Origin of the sequence: Fictibacillus phosphorivorans (genome assembly GCF_001629705.1) — a bacterium.
GTDB classification, from domain to species: Bacteria; Bacillota; Bacilli; order Bacillales; family Fictibacillaceae; genus Fictibacillus; species Fictibacillus phosphorivorans_A.
Genome location: NZ_CP015378.1, coordinates 2651030 through 2671802 on the forward strand (window position 1 = coordinate 2651030; position 20773 = coordinate 2671802).

At 40.2% G+C, this 20773-nt stretch carries 18 protein-coding genes and 1 pseudogene; 1 reads left to right on the plus strand and 18 read right to left on the minus strand.

Annotated features, from left to right (window positions below):
* Positions 1 to 13: 13 nt before the first annotated feature.
* The 4 genes and pseudogenes from buk to ABE65_RS13735 form a co-directional block, all read right to left on the minus strand.
* Complete coding sequence (buk, locus tag ABE65_RS13720) at positions 14 to 1126, minus strand: butyrate kinase (protein WP_066395992.1); 1113 nt, start codon at positions 1124 to 1126, stop codon at positions 14 to 16.
* 27 nt (positions 1127 to 1153) lie between these two features.
* The gene (gene bcd / locus ABE65_RS13725) at positions 1154 to 2254 is read right to left on the minus strand and encodes a branched-chain amino acid dehydrogenase (protein WP_066395994.1); all 1101 of its coding nucleotides are present in this window, start codon (positions 2252 to 2254) and stop codon (positions 1154 to 1156) included.
* A gap of 19 nt (positions 2255 to 2273) precedes the next feature.
* The gene (gene yqiS / locus ABE65_RS13730) at positions 2274 to 3179 is read right to left on the minus strand and encodes a phosphate butyryltransferase (protein WP_066395996.1); all 906 of its coding nucleotides are present in this window, start codon (positions 3177 to 3179) and stop codon (positions 2274 to 2276) included.
* 130 nt (positions 3180 to 3309) lie between these two features.
* Positions 3310 to 5025, minus strand: a pseudogene (locus ABE65_RS13735) (sigma 54-interacting transcriptional regulator); the annotation flags it as partial.
* 487 nt (positions 5026 to 5512) lie between these two features.
* Here ABE65_RS13735 and ABE65_RS13740 point away from each other — a divergent pair.
* A complete protein-coding gene (locus ABE65_RS13740) occupies positions 5513 to 5749 on the plus strand; it encodes a DUF2627 domain-containing protein (RefSeq protein WP_066395999.1) in 237 nt (78 codons plus the stop codon).
* Between the two features lie 42 nt (positions 5750 to 5791).
* Here the strand turns inward: ABE65_RS13740 and spo0A are convergent, their stop codons facing one another.
* From spo0A to accC, 14 genes are all read right to left on the minus strand, one after another.
* Positions 5792 to 6595: a sporulation transcription factor Spo0A gene (spo0A, locus tag ABE65_RS13745; RefSeq protein WP_066400184.1), complete on the minus strand. Its 804-nt coding sequence runs from the start codon at positions 6593 to 6595 to the stop codon at positions 5792 to 5794.
* Positions 6596 to 6892: 297 nt separating this feature from the next.
* On the minus strand, positions 6893 to 8179 hold the full coding sequence (gene spoIVB, locus ABE65_RS13750; protein WP_066396002.1) for a SpoIVB peptidase: 1287 nt from the start codon (positions 8177 to 8179) through the stop codon (positions 6893 to 6895).
* A gap of 135 nt (positions 8180 to 8314) precedes the next feature.
* Complete coding sequence (recN, locus tag ABE65_RS13755) at positions 8315 to 10012, minus strand: DNA repair protein RecN (RefSeq protein WP_066396004.1); 1698 nt, start codon at positions 10010 to 10012, stop codon at positions 8315 to 8317.
* A 24-nt stretch (positions 10013 to 10036) separates the two neighbouring features.
* Positions 10037 to 10486, minus strand: a complete 450-nt coding sequence (ahrC, locus tag ABE65_RS13760; protein WP_066396006.1) for a transcriptional regulator AhrC/ArgR — start codon at positions 10484 to 10486, stop codon at positions 10037 to 10039.
* A 107-nt stretch (positions 10487 to 10593) separates the two neighbouring features.
* Positions 10594 to 11412, minus strand: a complete 819-nt coding sequence (locus ABE65_RS13765; RefSeq protein WP_066396009.1) for a TlyA family RNA methyltransferase — start codon at positions 11410 to 11412, stop codon at positions 10594 to 10596.
* Entirely contained in the window at positions 11409 to 13307 is a 1899-nt protein-coding gene (gene dxs, locus ABE65_RS13770; protein WP_066400186.1) for a 1-deoxy-D-xylulose-5-phosphate synthase, read from the minus strand. Before dxs ends, ABE65_RS13765 begins: the two co-directional genes overlap by 4 nt.
* Before the next feature lie 20 nt (positions 13308 to 13327).
* Complete coding sequence (locus ABE65_RS13775; RefSeq protein WP_066396012.1) at positions 13328 to 13924, minus strand: hypothetical protein; 597 nt, start codon at positions 13922 to 13924, stop codon at positions 13328 to 13330.
* 696 nt (positions 13925 to 14620) lie between these two features.
* Positions 14621 to 15502 carry a polyprenyl synthetase family protein gene (locus tag ABE65_RS13780; RefSeq protein WP_231887807.1) on the minus strand — a complete coding sequence of 294 codons (882 nt, stop codon included), beginning with the start codon at positions 15500 to 15502 and terminating at the stop codon, positions 14621 to 14623.
* Positions 15499 to 15738, minus strand: a complete 240-nt coding sequence (locus ABE65_RS13785; RefSeq protein ID WP_066396014.1) for an exodeoxyribonuclease VII small subunit — start codon at positions 15736 to 15738, stop codon at positions 15499 to 15501. The genes ABE65_RS13780 and ABE65_RS13785 overlap by 4 nt, the downstream gene beginning before the upstream one ends.
* A complete protein-coding gene (gene xseA, locus ABE65_RS13790) occupies positions 15731 to 17092 on the minus strand; it encodes an exodeoxyribonuclease VII large subunit (RefSeq protein WP_066396015.1) in 1362 nt (453 codons plus the stop codon). Before xseA ends, ABE65_RS13785 begins: the two co-directional genes overlap by 8 nt.
* A complete protein-coding gene (gene folD, locus ABE65_RS13795) occupies positions 17092 to 17955 on the minus strand; it encodes a bifunctional methylenetetrahydrofolate dehydrogenase/methenyltetrahydrofolate cyclohydrolase FolD (protein WP_066396016.1) in 864 nt (287 codons plus the stop codon). Before folD ends, xseA begins: the two co-directional genes overlap by 1 nt.
* Positions 17956 to 17995: 40 nt before the next feature.
* The gene (gene nusB, locus ABE65_RS13800) at positions 17996 to 18391 is read right to left on the minus strand and encodes a transcription antitermination factor NusB (protein ID WP_066396017.1); all 396 of its coding nucleotides are present in this window, start codon (positions 18389 to 18391) and stop codon (positions 17996 to 17998) included.
* Positions 18392 to 18987: 596 nt separating this feature from the next.
* Positions 18988 to 19395: an Asp23/Gls24 family envelope stress response protein gene (locus ABE65_RS13805; RefSeq protein WP_066396020.1), complete on the minus strand. Its 408-nt coding sequence runs from the start codon at positions 19393 to 19395 to the stop codon at positions 18988 to 18990.
* A 19-nt stretch (positions 19396 to 19414) separates the two neighbouring features.
* A complete protein-coding gene (accC, locus tag ABE65_RS13810; protein ID WP_066396022.1) occupies positions 19415 to 20773 on the minus strand; it encodes an acetyl-CoA carboxylase biotin carboxylase subunit in 1359 nt (452 codons plus the stop codon).

Consider the following 20773-nt stretch of genomic DNA (forward strand, 5'->3'; position numbering starts at 1 on the left):
CTTTTGCTGTTAGTTAATCCAGTGACACTCTAGCAATCGTTTTTCCTCCAGGGTAAACTTTTGCTGTTTCTTCTTCTCTTAATACACGAAGGCCACCTTCTGCTAACGCTTGAAGCTCATTCTCTCCCGGCTGAATAATACAATCAGAAATCCATTCAACTCGGTCTGTTATCTTCTTAACAAATTCTTTTCCGAAAGCGAGACCACCCGTTAAGATGATCGCATCAACTTGTCCATAAAGAACCGTACTTGCAGAACCGATCTCTTTAGCCACTTGATAAGCCATCGCATCATAGATAAGCTCGGCTTTTTTGTCACCGTTCTCGATTCTTTCTTCCACGGTTCTTGCATCGTTTGTTCCCAAGTAAGCCACAAGACCACCTTGGCCAACGAGCTTCTTCATCACTTCTTCTGCATAAAACTCACCAGAGAAGCAAAGTGAAACCAAATCACCTATCGGAACAGTGCCTGCACGTTCAGGAGAGAAAGGTCCCTCTCCATGCAGTCCGTTGTTTACATCGATTACTCTTCCGTCCTTGTGGACGCCTACCGTGATTCCCCCACCCATGTGAACAACAATAAGACGAAGAGCTTCGTAGGATTTATTCAACTGTTTAGCTACGCGTCGTGCAACTGCCTTTTGATTAAGCGCGTGAAAAATACTCTTTCTTTCCATTTCGGGAACACCCGAAATTCTTGCGATCTCATCCATCTCATCAACTACGACTGGATCTACGATAAAAGAAGGGATATTTAAACCTTCCGCTATTTCAAATGCCAAAATTCCACCTAGATTTGAAGCATGTTCACCTGCGTAACCATCTTTCAAATCCTTGAGCATCGGTTCATTAACGCTGTATGTACCGCCTTCAATCGGTCTTAACAAACCGCCACGGCCGACCACACAACTCAATTTTGAAATATTAATGCCTTCGTAGTCTAAAGCTTCTAAGATCGTTTCTTTTCTAAAAGCGTACTGATCAATAACAGAATCAAACGAATGGATGGTTTCTGTATCATGACGGATCGTTTTTTCAAATACTGGCCGTTCGTTATCGAAAATTCCAATCTTAGTAGAGGTTGACCCCGGATTGATCACTAGTATGCGAAATTCTTTTTGATGCACGTTTCAAACCTCCATTGATACGAACTCTTAACGAGATCGGTTAGACAAGATATGTCTTTCGTTTAATAGGAACTGACTTCTAGACATTCTCATGCGTTCGATACGCTCTTCTGCAAGGCGATCTGCTGCGAGATATGTCGGGATGTTATCACGTTTTGAGATTTCGATTACACTCGCGATGTTGTCATAGATTGTTTCTACTTTTTTCATAGCACGATCACGGTTGTAGCCGTTAAGCTCATCAGCTACGTTGATAACGCCGCCAGCGTTGATTACATAGTCTGGTGCATAAACGATTCCCATCTCATGAATCGCATCACCGTGACGCGTTTCTTTCAGTTGGTTATTAGCAGCTCCTGCAATAACTTTAGCTTTGATCTGTGGAATCGTATCGTCGTTAATAATCGCTCCTAGTGCACATGGAGCAAAGATATCACAATCTACACTGTAGATCTCATCGATCTCAACAGCTTTTGCTCCAAAGTCTGTAACCGCACGTTGAACAGCTTCTTTATTAATATCTGTAACGATCAATGACGCGCCCTCTTCGTGAAGGTGTTTACATAGTGTATAAGCAACATGTCCAACACCTTGGACAGCAATTACTTTTCCTTCTAAAGAATCTGTACCGAACGCTTCCATTGCTGCCGCTTTCATACCACGGTATACACCGTAAGCTGTTACTGGAGATGGATTACCACTAGAACCGAAAGCAGGTGATACACCCGTAACGAACTGTGTTTCTTGGTAGATCAGGTCCATGTCTTCAACCGTTGTACCCACATCTTCTGCTGTAATATAGCGCCCGTTAAGTCCTTGAATATAACGACCGAACGCACGGAACATTTCTTCGTTCTTGTCTTTCTTTGGATCACCGATAATTACTGTTTTACCGCCACCAAGATTCAATCCTGCAGCTGCGTTCTTATAAGTCATTCCTTTAGCAAGTCTTAGTGCATCTTCAATCGCTGCATCTTCTGTTTCATACGTCCACATTCTTGTTCCACCAAGTGCAGGACCCAATGTCGTATCATGAATACAGATAATTGCTTTTAGACCAGATTGTTTATCTTGGCAGATCACCATTTGCTCATAATCATAAGTTTCCATATATTTAAAGATTTCCATTGTGTTTTCCTCCTAAGTTTTAATGGTCAGTGATGACTGAATTTACCGCTAAAGCGATAGAATAATATTTACTTTCTGCTGAATCTGCTCTGGATGTTAAAACGATTGGCGCTTTAGCTCCGCATATGACTGCTCCAACTTTTGCTCGAGCAAAGTAGATCAGAGATTTATACAATACATTTCCTGTTTCAATATTAGGAACAAGAAGAATATCAGCATTTCCTGCAACATTTCCTGTAATTCCTTTGTGAGCTGCAGCTTCCTTCGATATTGCGTTATCTAAAGCCAAAGGACCTTCTACAATCCCACCTTGAATCTGATCTCTAAGGTTCATAACCGTTAGACTGGCTGCATCCAATGTTGCTTGCATAGCAGGATTGACATTCTCTACAGCAGCAAGTACAGCAACTTTTGGAACATCTACACCCGTACGTACCGCGAAATCAATAGCATTTTGTAGAATCTGAACTTTTTGATTAAGATCAGGCTCTATGTTCATGGCAGCATCCGTAATAAAGATCAATTTTTCAAACCCTTCGACTTCGAACGCAGCAACATGTGACAGCACTTTACCGGTTCGGAGTCCGAATTCTTTATTTAGAACTGCTTTTAAAAGAGCAGACGTTGAGATGAGCCCTTTCATTAAAATATCAGCGTCTCCATCATGAACAGCTCTTACCGCCTTTGATGCAGCCGAAGCAGTATCGGTAGGAACAATTTTAATTCCATCTAATGGAACATCTGCATTTCTTTCTAACCAGTCAGAAATTTTGTTACCGTTTCCAAACAGGATAAAATGGGCGATCCCCTCTTTATATGATTTCAGTATGCTTTCCAAAACCTCCTGATCCCCAGCTTCTGCCACTGCGATGACTGGTTTCTCTTGTTGATTTTTGGCTTGGCTCACCAAGTTTTGCAAACGCATGCTATCCCCCCTTGTTAACCGCTATATTAACAATGCAATTTTCGTGCCAACTTTAAAATGTACGAAAAAGTTGATACCTTGACATATACATGCAATTATTTGCAAGTTCATTGCAATATTTTGCATGAAATTATTTGCGCAGTTTTTCATCAAGGTTGTATTTTTCTAATTTATAATAAAAATTCCGAAGTGAGATACCTAGTGATTTAGCTGTCTTTGTCTTGTTGCCACGAAATCTCTCTATAGCTTCTGTTAAAATCCGCTTTTCAAACGCATCAATTTGTTCAGCCAAAGTCTTCTCATCATCTTTCGTTTCGGTCATATGTTGCAGATGAACGTCCGCTTTTTTTGGTGGCTCTAAAGATAACAGAGAAATATGACTTCGGTTGATCTGTGAATCCGTATGACTCATATGGATGATCGCTCTGCCTAATACGTTTTCAAGCTCTCTAACATTTCCCGGCCAATGATAGGCTAATAAAAACTCTTCTGCATCCTTACTAATAAAATCAATGTTTCTTCCATAGTCTTGATTTAACTTCTGCAGCAGGTGGTACGCTAAAAGCAAAATATCGTTGTTCCTTGCTCTTAGTGGCGGAATATAGATTGGCATCCTGTTGAGCCTGTAGTACAAATCCTGTCTAAACGTACCATCTGCGATCATTTTTTCAAGATTTACATTCGTTGCGGCGATAACACGAACGTTTATCGGTATGGCTTTTGTCCCACCAACACGTCTGATTTCATTCTCTTGTAGAACACGCAATAGTTTAGCTTGTGTGTTCTGGGACAGCTCTCCCACCTCATCTAAAAAGATGCTTCCGCCGTTCGACTCTTCAAAAAGCCCTCTTTTCCCACCTCTTAACGCACCAGAAAAAGCTCCTTCTTCATAGCCAAACAGTTCGCTCTCTAATAACGATTCAGACAGCGCTGCACAGTTAACACGTATAAACTTGTTAAACTTCCTGCTGCTTGCATTATGAATCGCGTGAGCAAAAAGTTCTTTTCCTGTTCCAGATTCACCACGAAGCAGAACGGTCGCAGGAGTAGAAGCAGCGAGCTTTGCTTGATCGATCGCAAAACTCATTTCTTCTGAAGAACCGATAATGTCTTCAAACGAATATTTCGCTTCAAGAGTCCGAATAATCTGTCTTGCCCGGTTCAGTTCTTCAGTAAGTCCTTTTATTTCAGATACATCGTGAATGACACCTACACTGCCTTTTAACAAGCCATCCACGATAACAGGTGCAACGTTAACGATCACATCTTTGCGGTTCGGCCCAACTCGTAACCGAGCACCTCTTACAGGTTTTCTTGTTTTTAGTACTTGCATGTGAATACTCTCACCTTCAGAGATATCCGTTGTAGCCGGCTTTCCGATCACTTGCTCGGCTGTGTATCCTGTGAGCTTCGTATAAGCAGGATTAATCATTATCCCTTTTCCTTCTTCATCAACTACAGATATCGCTTCTTCAGAAGATTGGATGATAGATCTTAACATCGTTTGGATGCTTTTTAGATTCGTTACTTCTTCTGCCAGATCCACGATTTCCGTAATGTCTTTAAAGACTGCAAAAGCACCCAACTTTCGACCTTCTTGACTCAGAATAGGTGTTCGGGTTGTATAAATTTTTGTACCATTCGCTAAGATTTGTTCTTGATTTACTTCTTCTATGCCTGAATCCATAACTCTTGGGAGCTGACTATTAGGCATTACTTCTAAAATAGATCTACCTAAAACTTGCTCTTTTGATAAACCCGTCATTTTCTCGGCACTCTTGTTAAATATCGTGATCGTTAAATCTTGATCGATCACAATCATGCCGTCGTGTGTATTGTCTAAAATTGTTTTGAGTTGTTGCAAATGGCTGATGTCTTTTTTGTTTTCCGTTTGATTTGATAGGGTTAACAAAAATCTAAACTGAGTAGTATTCAGCCTTCCAGACGATGGATACTTATTTTCGCAAATCCAATCTGCTGTTTCTTTAAGAGTATCTGTATAAACAATAACATCTACTACTTCATCCGGTGCCGACGAATATGTAAAAACCGGAGTGTTATTCAATCTGATCGGCAACGATTGAAGAGGTTCTTGTAAGATAGCTGCAAGTTCAAAAAGTTTCGATTGATTGATCTCATGAACCAAATCCATCTCTTCTTGCGCTGCCAACAATACGATCCTTTGCAACAATTAGCCCACCCTTTTATTATAACATGCAATATTTTTCACAACTTTATCATAGCTTACCATGAAAGGGTTTGCAAACTAATTTTACATCGACATTAATTTTAACTTTATGTACAATAAGACGAGTAGAGGAGTGGGATTCTTCATGAGCAGATATGCAGCATTGGTGATTGTTTTAATACCTGGAATCATGGCCGTAATGGGTATAAAGTGGATGAGGGACACGTTATTCGGTGTTTTACAGTTTCCGTTTCCATACTTATGGTTGCAGTTCATCGCAGGACTTTTAAGTTTCTTAGCAGGTTTAACTTTTGTTGGCGGATTCATCTTTTATAGAGACCGCAAAAGAAATAAAGTGCAGTTAAAATACAGAAAAAAATAACCATCTCGGTGTAGAGAGATGGTTATTTTTTGTGGTAAGTATTTATGCCATAACTTTATGTTCGATTCGAAGCTTGTCCGCGACCATCGCGATGAACTCTGAATTCGTAGGTTTTGCTTTTGACATGGATACTGTATAGCCAAACAATGATGAAATGCTATCGATGTTTCCACGGCTCCATGCTACTTCAATCGCATGACGTATAGCACGTTCAACACGGCTAGAAGTTGTATTGAATTTTTTTGCGATATCTGGATAAAGAACCTTCGTGATCGATCCTAATAGTTCAATATCATTGTAAACCATAGAGATCGCTTCTCTTAAGTACATGTATCCTTTAATATGAGCGGGAACCCCGATCTCATGAATGATACTTGTGATGCTCGCATCCAGATTGCGTGGTTTATTGTTAATTGTAGATTGGAAGTTATTTCGATTGTTTCCGGACGCACGTTGAACAGTTGATTTTTCTGCTCCACAGATCTGACGGATCTGACTCGCCAGATTGTCCATATCGAATGGCTTTAGAATAAAGTATGATGCACCTAAGTCTACGGCTTTTTTCGTTACATCTTCCTGACCAAACGCCGTTAACATGATAACATTCGGCTGTGGTAGATCATCGCTAGACCTGATCTTCTCAAGCACCGCTAATCCATCTAAATGAGGCATGATAATATCAAGAACTAACACATCAGGATCTTTATTCTCTAAAACGGACAAACATTCCTGACCGTTGTAAGCTACCCCGATTACCTCCATATCATCTTGACTTGAAAGATACTCCCTCAAAAGACTAATCAGTTCACGGTTATCATCAGCTAGACAAACTTTAATTTTTTGCACCATTATTTCCTCCCCATCCAACAATTTCTTGTTTTTCCCAATGTAACATTTCAACAATAAATCTTAAATCCCTTTATTTTGTTTTAAATTTTTTAAAATTATTTTGTTTTTGTAGCAGATAGAGCTATTTTCTTCAATTTCCTTTGAATTTCGACAGTTATTATATTTTTGGAATTCATTTTGTCGAATTTTCTTTATATCCCTCATTATACAAAATTTTCATGAGATTGTCTAAATTATCTAAAAGTAAATTATCAAAATAAAAAAACCGGTAAATTTCAACCGGTTTTAAAAATCTTAACTCGCTTGTTTTGCATCTTTATAGATGTCTACTCCTGCTTCATCAAGCATCCACTCAATATGAACACCGTAACCTGATGTTGGGTCATTTACAAAAACGTGTGTAACCGCTCCAATAATCCTGCCGTTCTGAATGATTGGACTGCCACTCATCCCTTGAACGATCCCACCGGTAATTTTTAAAAGCTCGGGATCTGTAATTTTAATGACCATTCCTTTTGTAGCGGGAAACTTTTGCGGCACAGAGCTTACGACATCAACATCGAATTCTCGAACCTTAGATCCGTTGACTACAGTCAGAATTTTTGCCGGACCTTCTTTTACCTGATGAGATAGAGCGATTGGCAATGGTTTATTCCAGTCTCCATTCGATAAACTGTCGTTTAACTTTCCAAAAATCCCAAATGGGCTGTTTTTTGAAATGTCCCCTAAAACTCTTTGGTCATTGGAAAAACGCGCAAGCTTTTCTCCTGGATGGCCGTTAGAACCTTTTTCTATGGATGTCACAGTAGATCCAAGGATTTCTCCATTGTTTACCTTGATTGGCTTTTTCGTATCCATATCTGAAATAACATGACCAAGTGCTCCATATTTAAATGATGCTGGATCAAAAAACGTAAGTGTTCCTACCCCAGCTGCTGAGTCACGAATATATAGTCCAATGCGATATGACTGATCATTCTTGTCCTGCAGAGGAGTAAGTGTTTTATGAAACGTTTTACCATCTCGAATAATGGTTACATCTAAAGGGTTTCTAGTTTCCCCAGATTGTTTAACAAATGGGCTTACATCTCCCATTTTTTTAATATTTTTTCCGTTGATTTTGGTAATAATATCTCCTACTTGAATATCGGCAATTTCACCCGGAGATTGTTTTCCAGCTGTTGTATTTACAAGGTGATGTCCGACAATCAGTACCCCTAGAGTATTTAGCTTCACTCCTATAGATTGTCCACCTGGTACAACTTTAAGGTCAGATAATACTTTTACATTCATCTTTTTTATGGGAAAACTTGCTGCTTCGAGAGTTGCCATGCTATCACCGTTTGTTTTGGCTTGTATCGAAACTTTATGTTCGCTTTCCATTGCAGTCGTATAAATATTCGCTTCTTCCTGTTTTATGTTTGTACCAACAGGAAGGGCTTGTAAGACATGCTGTCCTTCAAAAAAGGTAATCGATTCCGGCAGTGCTACATACTCACGCACAGGAGACAAAAAACCGATTCCCACTAAACTTCCAAGGAGAATAACGCCGATCATTCGCCGAAGTAAATCCTTATACATCATACACTCTCCTCGCTCCTAGCTCACACCCTCACCATGGCTGTACCTTTAATTTAGCCTACGGACCATGAGTTTATAACCTAGAAAAAAGAAAAAGCTATTCCTTAAATGGATAGCTTTTTCATGAATAAAGTTTTATGATGTCTTTTTGATGGACGCTGCTAGCTCTAATAATTCTTGAGCATGTTGCCTAGTAAGATCAGTAATCTCAACACCAGAGATCATTCTGCCTATCTCATTTACTTTTTCATCTGTTTTTAATGTTAGGACCTTTGTAACCGTTCTTCCTTGAAGTGTGTCCTTAGAGATATGAAGATGGGTGTCAGACATCGCTGCAACTTGTGGCAGGTGAGAAATACAAAGTACTTGTGAACCGACAGAAACTTTATAGATCTTTTCCGCTATCGCTTGAGCAACTCGTCCAGAAACCCCAGTATCCACTTCATCAAAGATGATCGCGGTGATCCCTTGATTTTCAGAGAAAATGGTTTTCAACGCTAAGATAATCCTTGAGAGTTCGCCACCTGATGCTACTTTTGAGAGTGGTTTAAGCGGTTCCCCAGGATTCGGAGAGATGTAAAATTCTACAGAATCCAATCCAGTCTTCAAAAATTGATCATCTTCAATTCGCTTCATCACAACTTCAAACTTTGTTTTTTCCATATAAAGTTCTTTTAGCTGTTGCTGAATGCTGTTTTTTAAGACTTTAGCGGTCTCCGTTCTTCGCTTAGTCAGCTTCTTACCTGATACCTCAAGTTTACCTATAAGCTTTTCCTGCTTTTTCTTGAGTTCTTCAATATGATTATCCTTATTTTGAATGAGTTCTAACTCTTTTTTGATCTTTTCACTATAATCGATCATTTCTTTTACTGAAGAACCATATTTGCGTTTAAGCTTACTCAGTTCATCAAGACGTGATTCTATGCTGTTAAGCCTTTCCGGGTTGTATTCTAAGGAATCAAACATGTCCCGAATCTTATATGTAAGCTCTTCAAGCACATAAAAGCTGTTTCCAAATTGTTCTTCATCAGCTTTTAATGACTCATCAAGTGCTGCAACTTGTGAAAAATCAGCAAGTGCACTAGAAACGAGTTCAAGTGCCTTTCCTTCCCCATAAAGATTATGATAAGCATCCTGAAGAGAGCCGTGAATTCTTTCAAAATTCGAAAGCATTCGTTTTTCTTCCTCAAGCTTAACATCTTCATCAGGAATAAGATTGCTACCTGCTATTTCTTGATATTGATATTCGAGCAGATCAATTCTCTGTGCGATCTCTTGTTCATTTCTAGAGAGCTCAGACAGCTGTTTATTAATTTCTTTATAGTCTTTGAATGTTGATTCGTACGACATCAACTCTTGTTTAAAATCCTTATCACCAAAGCTATCGAGTAAAAAAAGATGCTTGTCAGGCTGCATTAAATATTGCGTTTCATGCTGCCCATGAATATCTACTAATGCCTGTCCGATCTCTTTTAGAACAGACAATGTAACAAGCTTCCCGTTTACTCTGCAAATGCTTTTCCCGTTCTCCGTAATATCTCTTTTTAGCACGACCATCTCATCTTCATCCGAAATCGCAATTCCAAATTCTTCACATTTATTATAAACACGATGACCCGGATGAATATGAAACAAGCCTTCGATCTCTGCTTTTTGAGTACCATAGCGTACAAATTCTGTAGAGCCACGCCCACCGATCAGAAGACCGATCGCATCGATGATGATGGACTTCCCTGCTCCTGTTTCACCTGTAAGTACGGTTAATCCTTTACTAAAAGAAACACTCAAAGAATCAATAATAGCAAAATTACGAATACTTAATTCTGCCAGCAATTACATCACACCTTATTTTAAAAATTACAGCATATCTAAAAATCGCTGCGAAACATCTGCACTAACCTCTTTAGAACGACAAATAATCAAGATTGTATCATCGCCACAGATCGTTCCCATTAAATCTTCCCAATCAAGCTTATCAATTAACGCTCCAATTGCATTTGCATTACCTGGCAGTGTTTTCATGATAATTAGATGATCTGCATAATCAATACTAATAAAGCTGTCAGTCAGCGTTCTTTTTAATTTTTGCAGTGGGTTGAACCTTTGGTCAGCTGGAAGACTGTATTTATAACGACCATCGTTCATCGGTACTTTTACAAGATGAAGTTCTTTAATATCACGGGAAACCGTTGCCTGCGTTACATTAAAGTTGGCTTTCTTGAGTAGTTCTACCAAGTCGTCTTGTGTTTCAATATCATGATTGCTGATCATTTCACGTATTTTAATATGTCGTTGTCCTTTATTCACTCGTGATTCCACCTCAATTTACACTGTCACATTCTGCCTTTATCTTATACTATTGTGCATAGGATGTAAATTTTTCATGAGTGAAATGATGAAAAGAGCGAGAAAATTTATTCTCGCTCTTTCTTTAATGTTTCATGAGCAGACTTAACCACATCTTCAATATCCTCTGAAGTTATCGTCAAGCAGTCCTCATTATTCACTTTTCCATGCATTAAAAACTCAATATTTCCATCCCCGCCTGTTATAGGTGAGAAGGACAACGAAACCGGATTAATCCCTGTTTTGCGGGCAAAATCTGTTATCTCTTCGATCACGCGTTTATGAACCTTTGGATCTCTAACGATTCCTTTCTTACCGACTTCTTCACGTCCTGCTTCAAACTGAGGCTTGATCAAAGCGATCACATCACCAGTTGGCATGAGCTGAGTCAGTACAGGAAGAATGATTCGTAGAGAAATGAATGAAACATCGATCGTTGCAAAATGGGGTATCCCCTGTTGTAGCTGATCAGGTGTTACATATCTAAAGTTCGTTCTTTCCATCACCGCTACCCTAGAATCATTTCTCAGCTTCCAAGCGAGTTGATTGTAGCCAACATCGATCGCATAAATATAGGAAGCACCGTTTTGAAGCGCACAATCCGTAAATCCACCTGTTGAAGCTCCAATATCTATTCCAATCTTTTCTTTGACATCAAAATCAAAGATTTTAAGTGCCTTTTCAAGCTTCAGTCCGCCTCTTCCCACATAAGGAATAACATCTCCTTTAACCTGAAGAGGCGCATCTAGTTCTATCTTTTCACCGGGCTTATCCATTCGGTTCGTTCCTGAGTACACGAGTCCAGCCATGACCGATCGTTTGGCTTTTTCTCGCGTTTCACAAAGTCCTCGATTGACAAGCAGTACATCTACCCGTTCTTTTTTCATGTAAGAAGACCCTTTTCTGCCTTTCGTTTAACAAGTGCTTTCACACGCTCAACAAGATCAGGAGTTGTAATTCCAATCTCTTCTAATAATTTTGTTACACTTCCATGCTCGATAAAGCAATCTGGAATTCCCATCCGGTCAATGATTACATTGGCTTGATGATCAGCCGCATGCTCTAATACCGCACTTCCGAATCCACCTTGAAGGACAGCTTCTTCCAGCGTCAGAATAGGCATATTTTCCGCATAAAGTTCTTTTAGCATTTTTGAGTCAAGCGGTTTGATAAAACGAGCGTTGATCACACGCGCTGACACACCTGATTTCGCCAGGATCTCCCAAGCTTCAAGTGCCATTGGAATCGTCGTTCCAAACGTTAGAATCGCAACATCGTCTCCATCTTTCAGCACTTCCCATGAACCAATCGGGATATTCTCAAACTCTTCATCCATCGGAACTCCGGAACCGTTACCTCTAGGGAATCTGATCGCAATCGGACCATCTTCATATTTTAGAGCAGAGTATACCATGTGCTGAAGTTCGTTCTCGTCTTTCCCCATCATCAACACCATATTTGGAATATGACGCAAGAAGGCTATATCAAATACACCTTGGTGTGTTTCTCCATCAGCACCAACGAGGCCTGATCTGTCTATTGTAAAAACAACATTCAAGTTCTGTCTGGCTACATCATGGACCACTTGATCGTAACCTCGCTGCAAGAACGTAGAATAGATTGAGAGGACCGGTTTCATATTCTGAGTTGCAAGTCCAGCTGCCATCGTTGTAGCATGTTGTTCTGCAATACCAACGTCAAACAAACGATCCGGAAACGCTTTTCCATAATCAGTTAACTTCGAGCCGATCGTCATAGCTGGTGTTATCACTGCAATACGATCATCTTTATGTGAGAGCGTCTCAAGGGTCTTACTGACAACACCGCTATAAGATGGTCCAATTTGCTGTGGTTTGATCTGCTGACCTGATTCAATCTTATAAGGACCTACACCGTGCCAGCTATCTTTCTTATCACTCTCAGCCGGTTCATAGCCTTTACCTTTTTTCGTAAGAACGTGGATGATTACCGGACCTTTTGTCTTTTTTGCATATGTTAGATTCTCGATTAAGTCGTCTACATCATGTCCATCGACTGGCCCTAAATAGGTGTAGCCTAACTCCTCAAAAAACATTCCTGATACTAACAAATACTTTAAGCTGTCTTTAACACGTTCAGCTGTAGCAGCCAATTTACCGCCAAAAGCAGGTATCTTACGGATCAATGATTCTAGCTCATCTTTTGCTTTATTGTATTTTCTAGCTGTTCTCATGCGTCCCAAAACGTTATGAAGAGCCCCCACGTTTGGAGCGATCGACATTTCGTTGTCGTTAAGCACAACGATTAAGTCTTTCTTTTCATGTCCGATATGGTTGAGCGCTTCTAATGCCATCCCGCCTGTTAGAGCACCATCACCAATGACAGCAACAACTTTATCATCGGTTTTTTTCAGGTCTCTAGCGATCGCCATACCCATCGCAGCAGAAAGTGATGTAGAGCTGTGTCCCGTTTCCCAAACATCATGTTCGCTTTCAATACGCTTTGGAAAACCACACAGACCTTTGTACTGACGAAGTGTATCGAACTGAGATGCTCTCCCGGTAAGGATCTTGTGGACATAAGCTTGATGACCAACATCCCAAATAAACTTGTCTTTAGGACTGTCAAAGACTTTATGCATAGCAAGCGTTAGTTCCACAACACCGAGGTTAGGTCCGAGATGACCCCCTCTAACTGAAAGCTTTTCAATTAGAAAAGAACGAATTTCGGCAGCTAGTTTATTTAATTGTTCAGTTTCATACGTTTTTAAAAACTGAGGATCTTGAATTTCTTCCAGGTTCATGGAATATGCCTCTCTTTCCATTAACGCCTTTTCTTCTCTCTTTTAGCAGGCGATAGCAATTTAATTCTTAATTTTTCCTCTAAAAAATATAATAAACGCCCAACCTGAAAAATAATAAAGGTTGAGTGGTTGATCGCATATGATTTTCCTAACGCTTTACCTCCAACAGTAAGTGCAGCGACTACACTTGTGAAGACGATTGAGATCAAATACTCAGAGTTTGATCCAGATCTATTCCCCATAGAAAGTGTAAGTTCTACTACTACTGCAGCCGATGCCGTTCCGCTAACGATTCCAGAAATGTCACCAATCACATCGTTACAAAAATTCGCTACACGATCTGCGTTCCTTGTAATGATTATAGCATGTCTTGCGCCAGGAACCTTCTCAGAAGCCATCGCATGAAACGGAACTTCTTTCGCAGCAGTTGATGCTACTCCTACAATGTCAAACAGAACGCCCGTTAATACGATCAGAAAGACGATTCCCATCCCTATCGCCCACGAAACGCCATTTAACAAAAAAGAGGATACAACTGTAAAAATAGCCGCTAACACAAGAGTGATAACGGCAATGCTTGTACTCCATTTGAGTGTTTTAGTAAAGGAATGCTTCATGCATAACTCCTCACTTTTTGGTCACTTTATGTAATAAGGAGTGGTCACCTTATTAAGTAAAGACTGCGGCTTAGGTCCAGTAGGTTTTCCCAGAAGAGTACGAAATGTCGCCATGTTCGCGGTTTCCCTTTACTCTCTTCTTAACGCTGTCGCCAAACGTTAGACTAGATTACCACTTAGTCCGCACTATAATCCCTAAAAGGTGTCAGGGCAGAACAGTCTAGGAGTTTTCCTCAACAGCCTCGCGCACATTCCCTAGCCTCTTTTGCAGAGAAGATTTCATATGGTATAAAGCTCAAAAATCAGCGGCCAACCGATACAGGCTTTTCACACCATAATCCCCTCAAGCTCCACTCAAGGCAGGCTACGCTGCTCGCCTTCTTTTCCTGTGAACAAGAAAAAAAGCTAAGCAGGTTCAAACCCCATTTCGCAGTAAGGTCTTTTGAACACAAACCGCAAATATGGGGGCCTCCGCGGAAGAAGGGTCCTCGCCCACATGCCATTGTGGATCGCCCTTCAACCTTAACTCCCAGCGATGACCCAAGGCTGGGCGCCTCAAGCCAATACAAGGAACTTCATCGATGTGCCCTTTGGCGGATTTTTAGGCCCGCCTTCAGGAATGGGGGGCTGACTAGAATACTGCACCACTCCAAAGCAAATAATATCATATCATAATTCCAATTATGCAACAATCTCTTAGTGGTTTCTTTTAATAATGTAGTCAGCAATGGACGCTAATATGCCTGTATTCCCTTTGATCTTGTTTAAATGTTCCAAAGAAATATGTATATGGCTTTCCATTTCTTTCTTTGCTCCTTCAAGACCTAGAATCTTAGGATAAGTAGTTTTCAAATTCGCTTCATCACTTCCAACAGGTTTACCTATTTCTTCCTGTTTGCCAGTTACATCAAGTATGTCATCTTGAATCTGAAAGGCAATCCCAATATGCCGTGCATATTTCGTCAAATGCATAAGATCTTCATCAGAAGCTTCCGCTGCTATACCTCCGATGATCACCGAACATTCGAGCATCTTGCCCGTCTTTTTTTCATGAATGCTTTCTAATTCCGTTAACGAGAGGTCTCTGTTCTCTCCCTCTATGTCTTCGACTTGACCACCAACCATTCCTGTTGAACCTGCAGCTTTAGATAAAACAGAAATCATTTGAACCTTTTGGTCCGATGTTAAATAGGAGTTGTTTGCGATTAAGCTGAAGCTCTCTGTTAATAGAGCATCACCTGCTAATATCGCTTGAGCTTCGCCAAAAACTTTATGGTTCGTGAGTTTCCCTCTTCTATAATCATCATTATCCATAGAAGGAAGATCATCATGAATTAAAGAATACGTATGAACAAATTCAATTGAACAAACCACGTCTACTACTTCTTCTGTATTCTTTTCAAATGCTTCCAAGACCGCGAGTGCTAAGATCGGTCGTATCCGTTTCCCACCTGCAGAAATGGAATATAGCATCGACTTTTTTAATGTCTCTGGAGCATCCAAGTTTTCTAAATAAGCAACCATCTTTTCTTCAACCAATGTTTTTTTATCTCGAAGATATTGTTCAAACGCTATCAATGATCTTCCTCCTGAATCGCGAATGGTTCTTCTTTTCCGTCTTCATGCAGTATCGTATCCATCTTCTTCTCAACGTTCTGTAGTTTCGTATGACACAACTTGGATAGTTTCATTCCTTGTTGATACAGATCGATACTTTCTTCTAAAGGAACATCTCCCTGTTCAAGCTTTTCAACGATTTCTTCAAGTTGTATCATCGCTTCTTCAAATGTAAGTTTGCTTGTTTTTTCAGTCATTCGTAAAAGACGCCTCCGTTCCAGTGATGTGACAATCAACTTGTCCATCTTTTAACTTTATCGTTAATGCATCTCCAACCTTAACCTGCGACACAGACTTGACCAATTCGTCTTTACCTTGCTTATACGTCAAGCTGTAACCGCGATCCATTACAGCTAGAGGATTAAGGGAAGAGAGCCTAGAAATCTTGTTCGAAAAATCCCTCTGGTGTTGCCTTACGTGACGATTTGTTTCTTTTAACAATGTTTTATGCAGAGAAACGACTCTTTCGTTTGCCTTTTGAAGCTGACCTCTTGGTGAAAACAGCAATAATTGACGTTTGACTTGCGAGAGTTGATTCTGATGTTGATCAACAAAACTTCCAACCGTACGTTTTAATTGATCCATACACCTATCCAGTTCTTGTTCTTTTTGTTTGATCAATTGAGTTGGGTATTTAAAGGCATACGATTTTTGCAGTCGTGATAAATGCTGTTGATGACCTGATACGAACTCATTCATCACTCGTTTTAGACGCACATTTCTTTGGAATAATCGATCTTTTAGTTCATCTAGATGGGGCACTGCCATTTCAGCAGCAGCTGTTGGTGTTGGAGCTCGAAGATCCGCAACAAAATCTGAAATCGTAAAGTCCGTTTCATGTCCTACAGCAGAAATGATGGGCAGATTTGATTGAAAGATTGCTCTTGCGACACTTTCTTCATTAAACGCCCACAGTTCTTCTATCGATCCTCCACCTCGTCCAACGATGAGTACATCTGATTCATTCAAAGCATTCGCTCGTTCGATCGCCCGAACGATGGAGAGAGCAGCTCCTGGTCCTTGAACGAGGACTGGATATACAGTGACAGCAGCTAGCGGAAACCTCCGCTTTATGGTAGTCACGATATCCCTTACAGCAGCTCCTGTAGGTGAAGTGATCACACCAATCGTTGAAGGAAATTTAGGCAGCGGCTTTTTATGTATCGGATCAAAAAGCCCTTGTTGATCTAACGTACTCTTTAAATTTTCGTATGCTAGAAACAAGTTACCAACACCGTCTTGCTGCATCGTTCTAACATAAAGTTGGTATTGTCCTTGAGGTTCGTAAACAGAGAATGAACCTTGAATCAAAACACTCATTCCTTCTTCAGGTTTGAAGTTGAGATGTCTGTTGTTTCCTGCAAACATAACAGCAGAAACTCTGCTGTTTGCATCTTTCAGCGTAAAATACAGATGTCCTCTACTATGAAGCTTCACATTGGATAGTTCACCTTTTACCCAAACGTCTTGTAAGTTACCATCATTTTCAAATAGCCTCTTAATATACCGGGTTACAGCCGATATTGGAACATACCGATTGTTATTTTGCATTAATGTACTTCCTTTAACTGCTTTCTCCATTTTGAAGCAAGAACCGTATTGTTCATCAACATCGTGATCGTCATAGGGCCAACTCCACCTGGAACAGGAGTGATATGTTTTGCTTTCGGTTTAATAGCCTCATAGTCTACATCCCCACAAAGCTTTCCATCTTCCTTGCGATTAACCCCTACATCAATAACAACGGCACCTGCTTTTACCATATCTTCTGTAATAAGGTTCGGTTTTCCTACCGCCGCAATTAAAATATCAGCTTGCAATGTTTGTTCACGTAGGTTCTTTGTTCTTGAGTGGCAAAACGTGACCGTCGCATTTTCTTGCAAGAAAAGTTGGCCTGCTGGCTTTCCTACAAGGTTGCTTCTGCCTACAACGACAACATGTTTTCCTGAAATATCTTCACCGGTTTGTTTAACCATCTCTAAAATTCCAAGCGGAGTGCAAGGTATGAAAGCTTGCTCATCTCCTGCATGCATGCGTCCGATATTAATCGGATGAAAACCGTCTACATCTTTTTCAGGCAGAATGGTTTCAATTACTTTTGATTCACTAATATGTGAAGGAAGGGGAAGTTGTACGAGTATCCCATCGATTTGTTCGTCATTGTTGAACGCTTGAATGTATTGCAACAATTCATTCTCAGAAATAGTTTCAGGAAGCTCAGTCAGTACAGAATGCATACCGAGCTCTTTACACGTTCTTTCTTTTGCTAATACATATGAACGAGACGCTGGGTGATCGCCTACTAGAATAACAGCTAAACCTGGAACAATTCCTTCTTGTTTAAGGTCTTGGATCTCTGTTGCAAGTTTTTCTCTGATCTCTCTCGCAATTTGTTTTCCGTCTAAAACAGCCATTCTAAAGTCCCCCTCAAAAGTAGTTGGTTTTTTTATTCAATTAATTATTGTTAATATCTTTGACTATTTTTCCTAGGACTCCATTTACGAAACGTCCTGCTTCTTCACCGCCGAAGATTTTTGCTGTTTCAATCGCTTCGTTCAAAGTAACGTTCTTTGGAACCTCTTTCATGAACAACCATTCGTAAGCAGCCATCTGAAGAACGACACGTTCAACGTTCGCTAGTCTAGAAAAGCTCCATTTCTCTAAATAAGGCGTTAGAAAACGCTCGATTTCTTCTTTCTTTTCAACCGTACCATGAACCATACTTGTTAAAAATTCGTCTGATGGCTCTCCTTCTAAAACATGCTCCATAGCTTCACTAGCTGAGATGTCACTTACTTCAATTTGAAAAAGCGATTGAAATGCCTTTTCTCTGGCAAGTCTGCGTTTCATAATCCGACTTCCTTTCTATTTGCGAACAATTTCTATCTAGCATAATACCATATTGTGAGGACTCGTTACAATCCGAACAATGGACTTACTAACCCTTCCGAACATTCAGTTTTTTTCAATCTATTAAGGGTCAAATAGTTAAAAAACTAAATACTGATGTATTATAATTCATTGTTGCTTTGAAGGGAGTTGATTTCCTTTCCAGATGCTCGCTTTCCGCGGGGCAGACGGTGAGCCACATTTGTACGTTTCCGTATAAGTGTCTCACCTTCCCGCCTGTCCTAGCCTAGAGTCTCACATCCTCCACTCCAATCAACAGTCAAAAAAGAAAAAGATAAAAAGATTCCCACTCAATACCAAGTGGGGTATCTAAGCTGTTTATTCAGTAATTTGAAGAGATAATTCTAGCAATTCCGGGCTTAATGCGGCGAGTTTGAACAATAATTCGGCGAGATTTCCCCATATAGCGGCGAGTCGACATCACTCGACTACTATTACGCAACTTATACCCCGCCTCAAGATAATTTCAACGAACATCGTTTTTAACAACAAGAAAAAAGACCAAAGGGCAAGTAGAACCTCACCCTTTGATCTTTTTAATAATCTACTTCTGGTGCTTCATTCTGTTTTTCTTTTGAATCAAATTGAACACCTACAACGAATACGTTGATATCCGTTGCTTCTAGTGCTGTCATGTCTAGAAGAGCTTGTCTGATATAATCTTGAATTTTTTGAGCTACATCTGGAATCGCAACTCCATATTTCATAGATACGTAAACATCAATAGAAATACCTGCTTCTGAGAGTTCAACTTTAACGCCTTTGCCGTGCGTTTTCTTTCCAAGTCGCTCAACTACACCACTTGCAAAGCTGCCTCTCATGGAAGCCACACCGTCTACGTCAGAAGCCGCAATACTTGCAATGACTTCGATAACTTCAGGTGAGATCTCCACTTTTCCTAATTCTGATGAGTAACTTTCCATTTCAAATGATAGTTCGTTCATCAATTAAACACCTCCGTACTTATTCGCTTTTTGAAGTTAAATCATGATTTTCTAAAAACTTTGTATTAAAGTCACCATTCACAAAAGTCTCATGGTTTAACAGACGCAGGTGGAACGGAATGGTCGTATGAATTCCTTCGATCACAAACTCACTCAATGCACGCTTCATACGGTCGATCGCTTCTTGCCTAGTATTTCCATAAGTAATAACTTTAGCAATCATAGAATCATAAAATGGAGGAATCGTATAGCCAGGATAAACAGCGGAATCTACTCGAACACCTAGTCCGCCTGGAGGAAGGTACATTTCAATCTTCCCAGCAGATGGCATAAAGTTTTTCTCAGGATTCTCAGCATTTATTCTGCATTCGATCGACCAACCATCAAACTCGATATCTTCTTGTTTGTAACGTAATCTTTCGCCTGAAGCAACTTTAATCTGTTCCTTGATTAGATCGATTCCAGTTACCATCTCAGTTACAGGATGTTCTACTTGGATGCGAGTATTCATCTCCATGAAATAGAAGTCACCCGTATTATGATCAAAGATAAATTCAACCGTACCAGCACCAGAATATTGAACAGCTTCAGCTGCTTTAACTGCCGCTTCTCCCATCTCTTGGCGTTTAGATGGCGAGATAGCAGGAGATGGCGTCTCTTCTAAAAGCTTTTGAAGACGTCTTTGGATACTGCAGTCTCGTTCTCCTAAATGGATCACATTCCCATGGTTATCTGCAAGCACCTGTATTTCAACATGTCGGAAATCTTCAATATATTTTTCAATATACACACCTGGGTTACCAAAAGCGGTTGCTGCTTCTTGCTGAGTAATCGCAATGCCTTTTAAGAGTTCCGCTTCGTTCTTAGCTACGCGGATCCCTTTACCCCCACCGCCTGCTGTTGCTTTAATAATTACAGGATACCCAATTTTGTTGCTGAGTTCAATGGCTTCTTCCTTGTCCCTAATAATCCCCTCAGAACCTGGTACGATTGGAACTCCGGCATCTGCCATCGTTGCTCTTGCAACATCTTTAATACCCATTTTGTTGATCGCTTCAGCACTTGGACCGACAAACGTTACATTGCATTCATTGCAAAGTTCTGCAAAGTCCGCGTTCTCTGCCAAAAATCCATATCCAGGATGAATGGCTTCTGAACCAGTTAGTGTTGCAACGCTCATTATGTTCGTGAAGTTCAAATAACTATCTTTTGAAGCAGTTGGTCCGATACAATAAGCCTCATCTGCCAGACGGACATGCAGGGCATCTTTATCAGCTTCTGAATAAACGGCTACTGTTTCAACACCAAGTTCTTTGCATGCTCGAATAATCCTTACAGCAATCTCACCACGGTTTGCTACTAATAGCTTTTTAATCAT

Excerpts from the sequence above, each read along its gene's own strand:
- ABE65_RS13740 (WP_066395999.1), top strand. The coding sequence starts at position 5,513 with ATGAGCAGATATGCAGCATTGGTGATTGTTTTAATACCTGGAATCATG.
- yqiS (WP_066395996.1), bottom strand. The coding sequence starts at position 3,179 with ATGCGTTTGCAAAACTTGGTGAGCCAAGCCAAAAATCAACAAGAGAAA.
- folD (WP_066396016.1), bottom strand. The coding sequence starts at position 17,955 with ATGGCTGTTTTAGACGGAAAACAAATTGCGAGAGAGATCAGAGAAAAA.
- nusB (WP_066396017.1), bottom strand. The coding sequence starts at position 18,391 with ATGAAACGCAGACTTGCCAGAGAAAAGGCATTTCAATCGCTTTTTCAA.
- accC (WP_066396022.1), bottom strand. The coding sequence starts at position 20,773 with ATGATTAAAAAGCTATTAGTAGCAAACCGTGGTGAGATTGCTGTAAGG.
- ABE65_RS13775 (WP_066396012.1), bottom strand. The coding sequence starts at position 13,924 with ATGAAGCATTCCTTTACTAAAACACTCAAATGGAGTACAAGCATTGCC.
- dxs (WP_066400186.1), bottom strand. The coding sequence starts at position 13,307 with ATGAACCTGGAAGAAATTCAAGATCCTCAGTTTTTAAAAACGTATGAA.
- spoIVB (WP_066396002.1), bottom strand. The coding sequence starts at position 8,179 with ATGTATAAGGATTTACTTCGGCGAATGATCGGCGTTATTCTCCTTGGA.
- ABE65_RS13805 (WP_066396020.1), bottom strand. The coding sequence starts at position 19,395 with ATGAACGAACTATCATTTGAAATGGAAAGTTACTCATCAGAATTAGGA.
- ABE65_RS13785 (WP_066396014.1), bottom strand. The coding sequence starts at position 15,738 with ATGACTGAAAAAACAAGCAAACTTACATTTGAAGAAGCGATGATACAA.
- ABE65_RS13765 (WP_066396009.1), bottom strand. The coding sequence starts at position 11,412 with ATGAAAAAAGAACGGGTAGATGTACTGCTTGTCAATCGAGGACTTTGT.
- bcd (WP_066395994.1), bottom strand. The coding sequence starts at position 2,254 with ATGGAAATCTTTAAATATATGGAAACTTATGATTATGAGCAAATGGTG.
- xseA (WP_066396015.1), bottom strand. The coding sequence starts at position 17,092 with ATGCAAAATAACAATCGGTATGTTCCAATATCGGCTGTAACCCGGTAT.